Here is a 12,508-nt window from a genome sequence, read left to right as displayed (position 1 = left end):
GCAATCGCCAGCAGGCTGGCTCCCACAGTTGGTTTTGCGGTGGGCGTTATGGCGCGGTGGCCTTAAGGCCCGCGAGCAACAATCGCTGATACAAATCCTCTTTCAATCCTTCAGGGTTGGTCAGTTGCATGCGTTCCAGATGATCGGGAAACGCCGCAGGCTCAGGCGCATCCAGCGCAGCCTTGCCCAACTCCAGAATCTCGCTCAGCTTGAATTTGCTCTTGAGCCAGTTCAGTGCCCGCAACACGTCCCGCTCCACTTCCGTGAAATCGCAGCCCAACGGATACTCCGGAAACAAGTGCGGGTGCCGCGCCTGAATCGCCTGCAAACGTTGCGGGCTGTTATCGGTGAAACGCGGATCGAGACGGAAATCCTTCGGCAATTTGCCGACCTTCTGCGCCTGCTCGATCAACCCCGGCTGGAAACGTGAGTCGCTGATATTCAACAACGCTTCTATAACTGCCGCATCGGTCTTGCCCCGCAGGTCGGCGATGCCGTACTCGGTGACCACAATGTCGCGCAAATGCCGCGGGATCGTGCAGTGGCCATACTCCCAAACCATATTGGAACTGACCTCGCCACCCGACTCGCGCCAGCTGCGCAGCAGCAGTATCGAACGCGCGCCCTGCAGCGCATGGCCCTGGGCAACGAAGTTGTACTGCCCGCCCACCCCACTGAGCACGCGCCCGTCCTCCAGTTGATCCGCCACGCCCGCACCGAGCAAGGTCATGGTGAATGCGGTGTTGATGAACCGTGCATCGAGGCGCTGCAAGCGCTTCAACTCTTCCTGGCCGTAGAGTTCGTTGATGTAGCTGATACGGGTCATGTTGAATTCGAGCCGCTTGCCTTGCGGCCATTCGCGCAAGCGCTCATAGAAACTGCGCGGCCCGAGGAAGAAGCCGCCATGCACCGAAATGCCGTCAGTCTGTGCCGCTTCGTCCAGGGTGCCGGCATTCGCCTGTTGCTGGGTCGGCACGTCCGGGTAGACCTTGCGCCGTACGATCCCGGCATCCGCCAGCACCAGCAGACCATTGACGAACATTTCGCTGCAACCGTAAAGGCCTTTGGCGAACGGCTCGGTGCCGCCTTCGCGGTCGATTAATTGTGCCCACTGGCTCAGATTCAGGTCTGCCAGCAAGGTCTTGTAGCCGCCGTTATCGGCCTGCCGTGCCAGCAACGCGGTGGTCAGCGCATCGCCCATGGCGCCGATACCGATCTGCAAGGTGCCGCCATCGCGCACCAGCGTGCTGGCATGCAAACCGATGAAGTGATCCTGGAACCCCACCGGCATGTTCGGCGTGGAGAACAGCGTGGTGTTGTCCTTCTCGTCGATCAGCAGGTCAAACGTATCGATGGCGACTTCGGCATCGCCGGGCATGTAGGGCAAATCGTTGTGCACCTGGCCGAGCATCAGGATCGTCTCCCCGGCGGCCCGGCGCCTGGCGATCATTGGCAACAGGTCGAGGGTGATGTCCGGGTTGCAGCTCAGGCTCAAGCGGTCTGGATGCTCGGCCTGACTGGCCACCAACTGCGCAACCAGGTTCAAACCGGCGGCGTTGATATCCCGCGCGGCATGGCTGTAGTTGCTGCTGATGTAATCCTGTTGGGCCGATTCACTGTGCAGCAGACTGCCGGGCTGCATGAAAAACTGCTGGATATGGATGTTGCGCGGCAAGCTGTCGCGACGCAGGTCGGCAAGGAAATCCAGTTCCGGGTAATCGCCGAAAACCCGTTCGGTGAAGGGTTCAAGGAAACGCTTTTGCAACCCGTCACCCAACGCGGGGCGCCCCAGGCACAGCGCGGTGTAGATCGTCAGCCGCCGCTGCGGCAATTGCGCGACACGTTGGTACAACGCATTAACGAAGTGATTGGGCTTGCCCAGGCCCAAAGGCAGGCCCATGTGGATATGCGTCGGCAACCGTGCCAACACGTCATCAACCGCTTGCTCGATAGAACACAGCTGAACCATCCAAACCTCCTGACATTCCATGATGCGGGGTTGGACTGAGCTTGCCGGGTCTTGGTTGCAATGAACAGCCCGCAAGCAATACAAAGCCCTGTAGGAGCGAACTCGTGATGGATTAGAAGGCGCCGAGGAGTGTCAGGTTCACCACGCTATCGTTGGCGATCATCGCGAGCAAACTCGCTCCTGCAGGGGTCAGCGGCGATCCGCGGGCACAAAAAAACCGTCCGGAGACGGTTTTTTGCGAAAGATGCAGCGCCTTACTTCAGGCCGGACATCTTCTGGATCGCGCCTTTGAGCTCGGCGTCGGAGCAATCGGCGCAGGTGCCTTTAGGCGGCATCGAGTTGATACCGGTAATGGCTTTGGCCAGGATGCCGTCCAGGCCGCCCTGGTGATCGGCACGATCTTTCCAGGCAGCGGCATCACCGATTTTCGGTGCGCCCAACAGGCCGGAGCCGTGGCAAGCGTTGCAATGTTTTGCAATCACTTCGTCAGGCGTCTTGGCACCGCCACCGCCGCCGGCAGAGGCGGCGACTTCCATGCCTTTGCACTCTTTACCCTGAACACAAACCTGGCCGACTGGCTCAAGGCGCTTGGCAATATCGTCGTTGGTCGCAGCTTGAGCGCTGACAGCCCAGAGGGCCAATACGGTTGCTGGTGCAGCCAGCATTTTCATAATTAGATTCACGCGTTCACCCTCAATGGTGGCTAGTCACGCCTACGGCCACGGTTCGCAGGCGGGCGCAAGTATAGCGGTAAGCCCGCGACACTGAAACAACCCCAAAGTCGAAGGGGTCTTGTTGCGTAACGGTAAAACAGCCCGGGGGCCTCGGCCATGCTGGCAGGGCGCCTCTTTCCTTAAAAATTCGCCGGTGTAGCTGCGCTGATTAGTCGCGCTGGCGCATCGAACGGATTACGGAAACGATGCGGCTTGGTACTTTCAAAGTAGTAGCTATCGCCCGCCTCGAGCACAAATGTTTCGAGTCCCACCACCAGTTCCAGCCGTCCCTCGACCAAAATGCCGGTTTCCTCGCCCTCATGGGTGAGCATCTCTTCACCGGTATCGGCGCCTGGCGGGTAGATTTCAGTGAGGAACGTGATAGCCCGGCTCGGGTGTGCCCGGCCAACCAGTTTCATGGTCACTGCACCATCGGAAATATCGATCAGCTCGTTGGCTTTGTAGACGATCTGAGCCGGTTTTTCCTGCAGGATTTCTTCGGAGAAGAACTCGACCATGGACATGGGAATCCCGCCCAACACTTTGCGCAGCGAGCTGATCGAAGGGCTGACGCTGTTCTTCTCGATCATCGAAATGGTGCTGTTGGTGACGCCCGCACGCTTGGCGAGCTCACGCTGGGAAAGACCTTTCAGCTTACGGATTGATTGCAGTCGCTCACCGACGTCCAATGCTGGAGCCTCCAGGAATTCAGGTTGTTGGAATAATGAGCGTTATCATGGCGACAGCGTTCAGTATTTACAACACTTTGACCTGAATCCTGTTCGGCGAGACAACTTCCGGTCCGGCCTGTCTGGCCTTAGCTCCCGGAATAGAGCAGTGGCACCCGGCGCAGGTTGCAGAAGATCTGGTAAGGAATCGTCCCGGCCGCAATGGCCACGTCGCTGGCCAGAATGTTCTTGCCCCACAGCTCCACGGTAGAACCCAGGCCCGCTTGCGGCACATCGGTCAGGTCGATGCACAGCATGTCCATCGACACGCGGCCGATCAACTGGCTACGTTGTCCGGCGACCAGCACTGGCGTGCCGGTTGGCGCCAGGCGCGGGTAGCCATCGGCGTAACCCATGGCCACCACGCCAACGCGCATCGGTTTCTGGGTGATGAATTTGGCGCCATAACCAATCGGCTCGCCGGCCGGCAGTTCACGCACGCAGATCACTTTCGATTCGAGGGTCATCACCGGTTGCAGGCGTGCAGCCACGGCATTGGCTTCTTCGAATGGCGTGGCGCCGTAGAGCATGATGCCCGGGCGCACCCAATCGCTCGGTATCTGCGGCCAACCGAGCACCGCCGGCGAGTTGCGCAGGCTGACCTCGGCCGACAACCCCTGACGCGCCGCTTCAAACACCGCGACCTGCTCGGCGCTCGCTTGACTGTGCAACTCATCGGCACGGGCGAAGTGGCTCATCAGCACGATCTTCGCGACCTTGCCACTGGCCAGCAGACGTTGATAGGCCGCCTGGTAATCCTTCGGATGCAGGCCCACCCGGTGCATGCCCGAGTCGAGCTTGAGCCAGACCACAATCGGTTTGCTCAATGCAGCCTTCTCGATCGCTTCGAGCTGCCACAGCGAATGCACCACGCACCAGAAGTCATGCTCGACGATCAGCGACAGTTCATCGGCTTCGAAAAAGCCTTCCAGCAACAGCACCGGCGCACGAATGCCCGCGGCCCGCAGTTCCAGGGCTTCTTCGATGCAGGCCACGGCAAAACCGTCGGCCTCGGCTTCCAGCGCCTGGGCACAACGCACCGCGCCATGGCCATACGCGTCGGCCTTGATGACCGCGAGGGCCTTGGCACCCGAGACTTCACGGGCGATTTGGTAGTTGTGACGCAGGGCTTGAAGGTCGATCAGGGCACGGGCAGGACGCATGGCGGCAGACTTCTGGTCGGTCGTTTGGAAGAAAAACCGGCGCTGGCTGATGACATTAGCCGCCAGCAGCGCCGGGAGAGGGATCTTTCAGACTTGCTTACGGCAGAGCGGCTACAACCGACAGCTCCACCAGGATTTCCGGTTCACACAGTTTCGCTTCGACGGTAGCACGGGCCGGTGTGGCGCCTTTGGGCAACCACTGGTCCCAGACCGAGTTCATGCCTTCGAAGTGTGCATCAATGTCTTTCAGGTAAATCGTCACCGACAGCAGACGGTTTTTGTCGGTCCCGGCCAGATCGAGCAAACGCTCGATATTGGCGAGAGCTTCACGAGTCTGCTGTTCAATCCCGGCGTTCATGTCATCGCCAACCTGCCCGGCCAGATAAACCGTGCCGTTGTGGGTGACGATCTGACTCATGCGCTCATTGGTGAGCTGGCGCTGGATTGACATGCTTTGCGGACTCCTGGGTTTTGTTGCCATAACGGGAAATATCGAGGCCTTCGGCGCTGATTTGCGGCTTCTTCTTCGCCATCAGATCAGCCAGCAAGCGGCCGGAACCACAAGCCATGGTCCAGCCCAAGGTGCCGTGACCGGTGTTCAGGAACAGATTCTTGAACGGTGTGGCACCAACGATCGGCGTGCCATCCGGAGTGGTCGGACGCAGGCCGGTCCAGAAGCTGGCCTCGGCCAGATTACCGCCCTGAGGATAAAGGTCGTTGACGATCATCTCCAGGGTTTCGCGCCGACGCGGGTTCAGCGACAGGTCAAAACCGGCGATTTCAGCCATGCCGCCGACGCGGATGCGGTTGTCGAAACGGGTGATTGCGACCTTGTAGGTCTCGTCGAGAATGGTCGAGGTCGGGGCCATGGCCGGGTTGGTGATCGGCACGGTCAGGGAGTAACCCTTGAGCGGATACACCGGGGCCTTGATGCCCAATGGCTTGAGCAGTTGCGGCGAGTAGCTGCCGAGTGCCAGGACGTAGCGGTCTGCGGTTTCCAGCTTGCCGTCGATCCATACACCGTTGATGCGATCGCCGGCGAAGTCGAGGCGCTGAATGTCCTGACCGAAACGGAATTGCACACCGAGGTTCGCGGCCATCTCTGCCAGCTTGGTGGTGAACATCTGGCAGTCGCCAGTCTGGTCGTTCGGCAGGCGCAGGGCACCGGCGAGGATATCGGTGACGCTGGCCAGGGCCGGTTCGACGCGGGCAATGCCTTCGCGATCGAGCAGTTCGAACGGCACGCCGGACTCTTTCAACACAGCGATGTCTTTCGCGGCGCCGTCGAGCTGGGCCTGGGTGCGGAACAATTGAGTCGTGCCGAGGCTGCGGCCTTCGTAGGCAATGCCGGTTTCGGCGCGCAATTCGTCGAGGCAGTCACGGCTGTACTCGGACAGGCGGACCATGCGCTCCTTGTTCACCGCGTAACGGCTGGCGGTGCAGTTGCGCAGCATCTGCGCCATCCACAGGTATTGGTCGATGTCGCCAGTGGCCTTGATCGCCAGCGGCGCGTGGCGCTGCAACAGCCACTTCATGGCTTTGAGCGGCACGCCCGGTGCGGCCCACGGCGAGGCATAACCCGGCGAAACCTGGCCGGCGTTGGCGAAACTGGTCTCCATCGCGGCAGCCGGCTGCCGGTCGACGACCACCACTTCAAACCCGGCACGCGCCAGATAGTAAGCACTGGTGGTACCGATGACGCCGCTACCCAAGACCATAACGCGCATTTTCATATCCCTCATCGCGGCTAACCGCTGACGTTTGTTGTTCAGAGCTTTAGATAGGCGCAGTGTAAAAAAGAATAGCCAGTGATTTTCACTATATAAGCGCTTATATTTGGCGACAATTCTCGGCAAAAACCCTTTTCACGGAGGCGCATCCCCTATGCGTACCAACACTCAAACCAAACGTGAGCTGGACAAGATCGACCGCAACATCCTGCGGATCCTGCAAGCGGACGGGCGTATCTCCTTCACCGAGCTGGGGGAGAAGGTCGGACTCTCGACCACGCCCTGCACAGAGCGGGTGCGACGCCTGGAACGCGAAGGGATCATCATGGGTTACTACGCGCGGCTCAATCCGCAGCACCTCAAGGGCAGCCTTCTGGTGTTCGTGGAGATCAGTCTCGACTACAAATCCGGCGACACTTTCGAAGAGTTCCGACGCGCGGTGCTGAAGCTGCCACACGTGCTGGAGTGCCATTTGGTGTCAGGGGATTTCGACTATCTGGTGAAGGCGCGGATTTCCGAAATGGCCTCGTACCGCAAGCTACTGGGCGACATCCTGCTCAAGCTGCCCCACGTGCGCGAATCCAAGAGTTACATCGTGATGGAAGAGGTGAAAGAGAGCTTGAATTTGCCGATTGCGGATTGAAGAGCTGCGTTGTCCGGTCTGGCCCCTTCGCTAGCAGGCTAGCTCCCACAATTGATCTTCAGCGGACACACATTCTGTGCATGACACAGATCCAGTGTGGGAGCTAGCCCGCTAGCGATTACAGGCGACTCGGTCTTCCCTCAGACGAGGACCTGCCGATTCGAAGCCATGTACTCGAACACCTGCTTCTCCACCCGCGGATGAATCAGCTCCACCGGTCCCCGGCCATTAGGGCACGGCAAGCGCTTGGTCGTGCCGAACAACCGGCAGATCAGCGGCCGCTCGTCATACACCGTGCAGCCGTTCGGTCCCAGATGCACACAGTTGAGTTCCTCCATCGCCGCGTCCTGCTCGGCCCGGGTCTTGCGCGGCAGGCGAGACATTTCTTCCGGCGAGGTCGTCACCGGACCACAGCAGTCATGGCAGCCGGGGACGCACTCGAACGAGGGAATCTGCTGGCGAAGCGTGCGGATTTTCTGACTGTTGCAGCTCATCGAAGCGGTGACCGATATCGGAATAGAGCGTGATTCTGACGCAAAAGCCCTGTTCCAGACAGCAGCAACCGACCAATGTTGCCCGTCTGCGAAGGTCCGGCTTATGCTCCGTCAAATTTTATAAACACAAGAATCAGGATCACGCAGATGACTGCTCGTGCTCGGCAACCTGTCTCGAACCACCAGCATACGACCTCCTACTACGCCGCCAGCAGCTTGCCGCAGCCGCAGCATCCGGTGCTCAAGGGCGAAGTGCTGGCCGACGTGTGCGTGGTCGGTGGCGGGTTCTCGGGATTGAACACGGCGCTTGAACTGGCCGAACGCGGCCTCGGCGTGGTGTTGCTCGAAGCGCACAAGATCGGCTGGGGCGCCAGCGGACGCAATGGCGGGCAGTTGATTCGCGGTGTCGGTCACGGCCTCGATCAGTTCGCCAACGTGATCGGTGCGGACGGTGTGCGTCAGATGAAACTCATGGGGCTGGAAGCGGTGGAAATCGTCCGACAGCGCATCGAGCGATTTCAGATCCCCTGCGACTTGACCTGGGGATACTGCGACCTGGCCAACAAACCCCGCGACCTCGAAGGCTTCGCCGAAGACGCCGAAGAACTGCGCAGCCTCGGTTATCGCTACGAAACCCGCCTGCTGCAACCCCATGAGATGCACACGGTGGTGGGCTCCGAGCGCTACGTCGGCGGTCTTGTCGACATGGGTTCCGGGCACCTGCACCCGCTGAACCTGGCACTGGGCGAAGCGGCTGCCGCACAACGATTGGGCGTCAAACTGTTCGAACAGTCCGCCGTTACCCGAATCGATTACGGCCCCGAGATCAAGGTTCATACCGCCCAAGGCTCGGTCCGCGCCAAGACCCTGGTACTGGGCTGCAATGCTTACCTCAATCAACTCAACCCGCAGCTCAGCGGCAAGATACTGCCCGCCGGCAGTTACATCATCGCCACCGAACCGTTGAGCGAGGAACAGGCACACGCTTTGCTGCCGCAAAACATGGCGGTCTGTGATCAGCGGGTGGCGCTGGATTACTACCGGCTCTCGGCGGATCGACGCTTGCTGTTCGGCGGCGCCTGCCATTACTCAGGTCGAGACCCGAAAGACATCGCCGCCTATATGCGGCCAAAAATGCTGGACGTGTTCCCGCAGCTGGCCGGCGTGAAAATCGATTATCAATGGGGAGGCATGATCGGCATCGGCGCCAACCGCTTGCCGCAAATCGGTCGACTCAACGACCAGCCGAACGTGTATTACGCCCAGGCCTATTCCGGCCATGGCGTGAATGCCACGCACCTGGCGGGCAGGTTACTGGCCGAGGCCATCAGTGGTCAGCACAGCGGTGGATTCGATCTGTTCGCCAAGGTGCCACACATCACCTTCCCCGGCGGCAAGCATCTGCGCTCGCCATTGTTGGCGCTGGGGATGTTGTGGCATCGGCTGAAAGAGTGGGTGTGAAGGATTGGTTTCGCTCTTACCTGCTACATCGCGAGCAAGCTTGCCCCCACGGGTCCATCTCATCCCTGTGGGAGCGAGCTTGCTCGCGATTGGTCCGCCACTCAGATCCGCCAGAAAGGCTTGAGCCCCTCCTCCCGCGCCTGTTCACGGGTCAGCCCGATATCCTTGAGCTGCTCGGACGTCAGCCTCAGCAACGCCTTGCGCGTGTGCAGACGATGCCAGAACAGATCCCAGCGACTCAGGCCGGACGGTGCGTTGCGCATGACGGACCTTTGCGCACCGTTGTCCTGCCCTGCCACCAGTTCCTGACTGTGTAACGTCAGCCGCACATCGCTCAAGCCGTTCATTTTCATTGCTCCTGTTTACTTGGGTAGCCAGAGATTCCATGATGCGCGGGCGAGCAAAACCATTACAGATTCAACAGCCATGTATTATCCCCATACAGATTTGCCGTTCGAAGCACTGAATTGTCGATTTTTGCCGCATCTGTACTGGTTAACCGAATCCCCCGCACCGAGGCAGTGCCATGACCCTTTATGTGAATCTCGCCGAATTACTCGGCACGCGTATCGAACAGGGCTTCTATCGCCCGGGTGACCGCCTGCCGTCGGTACGGGCGCTGAGCGTTGAACACGGGGTCAGCCTGAGCACGGTGCAGCAGGCCTATCGCATGCTGGAAGACAGCGGGCTGGCCACACCAAAACCCAAATCCGGGTACTTCGTGCCGGTCAGTCGCGAGCTACCGGAACTGCCGGCGATCGGTCGCCCGGCCCAGCGCCCTGTGGACATTTCGCAATGGGATCAGGTGCTGGAGCTGATCCGCGCGGTACCGCGCAAGGATGTGGTGCAACTGGGTCGCGGCATGCCGGACATCACCACGCCCACCCTCAAACCGCTATTGCGCGGTCTGGCGCAGTTGAGCCGTCGGCAGGACATGCCCGGCCTGTATTACGACAACATCCACGGCAATCTCGGCCTGCGCGAACAGATTGCTCGCCTGATGCTCGATTCCGGCTGCCAACTGAGCCCTGGCGACCTGGTGGTGACCACCGGATGCCATGAAGCGCTGTCCACCAGCATTCGGGCGATCTGCGAGCCGGGCGACATCGTGGCGGTCGACTCACCGAGCTTTCACGGCGCCATGCAGACCCTCAAGGGCCTTGGCATGAAAGCCCTGGAAATCCCCACCGACCCGCTTACCGGCATCAGCCTGGAAGCGCTGGAACTGGCATTGGAACAATGGCCGATCAAGGCCATACAGTTGACCCCCAACTGCAACAACCCGCTGGGCTACATCATGCCGGAGTCGCGCAAACGCGCGCTGTTGACGCTCGCACAGCGTTTCGACGTGGCGATCATCGAGGACGATGTGTATGGCGAACTTTCCTACACCTACCCGCGCCCTCGCACGATCAAATCCTTCGACGAGGACGGCCGCGTCTTACTGTGCAGCTCATTCTCCAAGACGCTGGCCCCCGGCCTGCGCATCGGCTGGGTGGCGCCCGGTCGTTATCTGGAGCGGGTGCTGCACATGAAATACATCAGCACCGGCTCTACCGCGCCACAACCCCAGATTGCCATCGCCGAATTCCTCAAAGGTGGACATTTCGAACCCCATTTGCGGCGGATGCGTACGCAATACCAGCGCAATCGCGACGCCATGATCGACTGGGTCACCCGCTACTTCCCGGCGGGCACGCGCGCCAGTCGCCCACAAGGCAGCTTCATGCTGTGGGTTGAATTGCCGGAAGGATTCGACACCCTGAAACTGAATCGGGCCTTGCACGACCAGGGCGTACAGATTGCCGTCGGCAGCATCTTTTCCGCCTCGGGCAAGTACCGCAATTGCCTGCGGATGAACTACGCTGCCAAACCGACAGCACAGATCGAAGACGCGGTGCGCAAGGTCGGTGCTGCGGCCATTCAATTGCTGGCCGAAACCAGCGAGCTCAACGACTGACCTTTCTGCGGATACCAACGTCCATATGCCAATACCTGCCGCCAACCGGAACGATCCCACTTGAGAGTCACAAAGCCCCTGCTTGCTCTTGTGTTACTGGCCTCGTTCCTCGGCGGCTGCGCCAGTCTCGACGTGCAGCGCGAACCGAGCCAGGCGCTGCCAGCGAGTGACTCGGCATTCGGCCGCTCGGTCCTGGCCCAGGCAGCGCCCCATCAAGGGCAGTCCGGTTTTCGCCTGCTTTCCGACAGCACCGAAGCCTTTACCGCGCGCGCCGAGCTGATCCGCAATGCGCAACGCAGCCTCGATTTGCAGTACTACATCATTCACGACGGCATCAGCACACGAATGCTGGCCAATGAACTGCTCAAGGCCGCTGACCGTGGCGTGCGCGTGCGCATCCTGATCGACGACACCACCAGCGACGGCCTGGACTTCATCATCGCCACGATGGCGGCGCATCCGCAGATCCAGATCCGCGTGTTCAACCCGCTGAATCTGGGCCGCAGTACCGGCGTGACGCGGACCATGGGGCGCCTGTTCAACCTGTCGCGACAACACCGGCGCATGCACAACAAACTGTGGCTGGCCGACAACAGCATGGCCATCGTCGGTGGACGCAATTTGGGGGACGAGTATTTCGATGCCGAGCCCAACCTGAACTTCACCGACATCGACATGCTTGGCGCAGGTCCGGTTGCCGAGCAGTTGGGACACAGTTTCGACCAGTACTGGAACAGCGCCCTGAGCAAACCGATCGATGGGTTTCTATCCAGCAAACCGACTGCCAAGGACCTGGAAAATACCCGGACCCGGCTCGAAGAATCCCTGGAGGAAACCCGCAAACAGAACCACGCGCTCTACAAACACCTGATGATTTACGCGACCAAACCGCGCCTGGACATTTGGCGCAAAGAGCTGATCTGGGCCTGGAACCAGGCGTTGTGGGATGCACCGAGCAAGGTGCTGGCCGATGGCGAACCAGACCCTCAGTTGCTGTTGACCACGCAATTGGCGCCCGAACTCAATGGCGTCAGCAAAGAATTGATCATGGTCTCGGCCTATTTCGTGCCGGGCCAGCCGGGGCTGGTGTACCTGACCGGGCGCGCCGACGCCGGGGTGTCAGTGCGGCTGCTGACCAACTCCCTGGAGGCCACCGACGTACCGGCGGTGCATGGCGGTTATGCACCGTATCGCAAGGCGCTGCTGGAGCATGGCGTGCAACTGTTCGAGTTACGCCGCCAGCCGGGCGAAGGCGGCGGCAGCGGCCCTAACCTGTTCTACAGCCGATCCTATCGCGGCTCCGATTCCAGCCTGCACAGCAAGGCGATGATCTTCGACCAGCAGAAAGCCTTCATCGGCTCGTTCAATTTCGATCCGCGCTCAGTACTGTGGAACACCGAAGTCGGAGTACTGGTGGACAGCCCGGAGCTTGCGGCACACGCACGTGAACTGGCGCTGCAAGGCATGGCACCGCCCCTGAGCTACAAAGTGGAACTGGAAAAAAGCCAGATCGTCTGGGTCACCGAAGACAACGGCAAACTGCACACCCTGACCAGGGAGCCAGGCAGTTGGTGGCGACACTTCAATGCCTGGCTCAGTAATACGGTTGGCCTGGAACGGATGTTGTGACCCTGTGGGAGCACGCTC

General features: G+C 60.3%; 12 protein-coding genes. 4 read left to right on the top strand and 8 right to left on the bottom strand.

The annotated features are described in order from the left end of the window. Window positions 1-46 precede the first annotated feature (46 nt). The 6 genes from ACX3YF_RS08070 to dadA all read right to left on the bottom strand — a co-directional run bounded on the left by ACX3YF_RS08070 (window position 47) and on the right by dadA (window position 6,300). Window positions 47-1,969, bottom strand: coding sequence for an acetyl-CoA hydrolase/transferase C-terminal domain-containing protein (locus ACX3YF_RS08070; protein ID WP_458973619.1), 1,923 nt, complete (start codon window positions 1,967-1,969; stop codon window positions 47-49). A gap of 254 nt (window positions 1,970-2,223) precedes the next feature. Next, a complete protein-coding gene (locus ACX3YF_RS08065) occupies window positions 2,224-2,640 on the bottom strand; it encodes a c-type cytochrome (protein WP_047535053.1) in 417 nt (138 codons plus the stop codon). Window positions 2,641-2,822: 182 nt separating this feature from the next. Beyond that, window positions 2,823-3,371: a cupin domain-containing protein gene (locus ACX3YF_RS08060; RefSeq protein WP_090326586.1), complete on the bottom strand. Its 549-nt coding sequence runs from the start codon at window positions 3,369-3,371 to the stop codon at window positions 2,823-2,825. A gap of 128 nt (window positions 3,372-3,499) precedes the next feature. Beyond that, window positions 3,500-4,573 (bottom strand): alanine racemase, encoded by a 1,074-nt coding sequence (gene alr / locus ACX3YF_RS08055; protein ID WP_130211026.1) that lies wholly within the window; start codon window positions 4,571-4,573, stop codon window positions 3,500-3,502. A 97-nt stretch (window positions 4,574-4,670) separates the two neighbouring features. Continuing rightward, complete coding sequence (locus ACX3YF_RS08050; protein ID WP_047535056.1) at window positions 4,671-5,024, bottom strand: RidA family protein; 354 nt, start codon at window positions 5,022-5,024, stop codon at window positions 4,671-4,673. Then, window positions 4,996-6,300 (bottom strand): D-amino acid dehydrogenase, encoded by a 1,305-nt coding sequence (gene dadA / locus ACX3YF_RS08045; RefSeq protein WP_288099153.1) that lies wholly within the window; start codon window positions 6,298-6,300, stop codon window positions 4,996-4,998. The genes ACX3YF_RS08050 and dadA overlap by 29 nt, the downstream gene beginning before the upstream one ends. A 157-nt stretch (window positions 6,301-6,457) precedes the next feature. Between dadA and ACX3YF_RS08040 the strand changes: the two genes are divergently transcribed. Continuing rightward, window positions 6,458-6,946, top strand: coding sequence for an Lrp/AsnC ligand binding domain-containing protein (locus tag ACX3YF_RS08040; protein WP_047535058.1), 489 nt, complete (start codon window positions 6,458-6,460; stop codon window positions 6,944-6,946). A gap of 140 nt (window positions 6,947-7,086) precedes the next feature. Here the strand turns inward: ACX3YF_RS08040 and ACX3YF_RS08035 are convergent, their stop codons facing one another. After that, entirely contained in the window at window positions 7,087-7,440 is a 354-nt protein-coding gene (locus ACX3YF_RS08035) for a YkgJ family cysteine cluster protein (protein WP_458973618.1), read from the bottom strand. Window positions 7,441-7,587: 147 nt separating this feature from the next. Between ACX3YF_RS08035 and ACX3YF_RS08030 the strand changes: the two genes are divergently transcribed. Then, entirely contained in the window at window positions 7,588-8,901 is a 1,314-nt protein-coding gene (locus tag ACX3YF_RS08030; protein WP_458944084.1) for an NAD(P)/FAD-dependent oxidoreductase, read from the top strand. A 101-nt stretch (window positions 8,902-9,002) separates the two neighbouring features. Here the strand turns inward: ACX3YF_RS08030 and ACX3YF_RS08025 are convergent, their stop codons facing one another. Beyond that, window positions 9,003-9,248 carry a DUF1127 domain-containing protein gene (locus ACX3YF_RS08025; RefSeq protein ID WP_130211030.1) on the bottom strand — a complete coding sequence of 82 codons (246 nt, stop codon included), beginning with the start codon at window positions 9,246-9,248 and terminating at the stop codon, window positions 9,003-9,005. Between the two features lie 179 nt (window positions 9,249-9,427). On the opposite strand from ACX3YF_RS08025, the gene ACX3YF_RS08020 reads away from it, so the two are divergent. Next, entirely contained in the window at window positions 9,428-10,861 is a 1,434-nt protein-coding gene (locus tag ACX3YF_RS08020; protein WP_448647630.1) for an aminotransferase-like domain-containing protein, read from the top strand. A 60-nt stretch (window positions 10,862-10,921) separates the two neighbouring features. Next, window positions 10,922-12,490 (top strand): phospholipase D family protein, encoded by a 1,569-nt coding sequence (locus tag ACX3YF_RS08015; protein WP_130211032.1) that lies wholly within the window; start codon window positions 10,922-10,924, stop codon window positions 12,488-12,490. Window positions 12,491-12,508: the final 18 nt, after the last annotated feature.

The sequence above is a fragment of the Pseudomonas fluorescens group sp. PF-69 genome (assembly GCF_054481235.1).
This window is presented reverse-complemented; position numbering and strand designations above follow the sequence as displayed.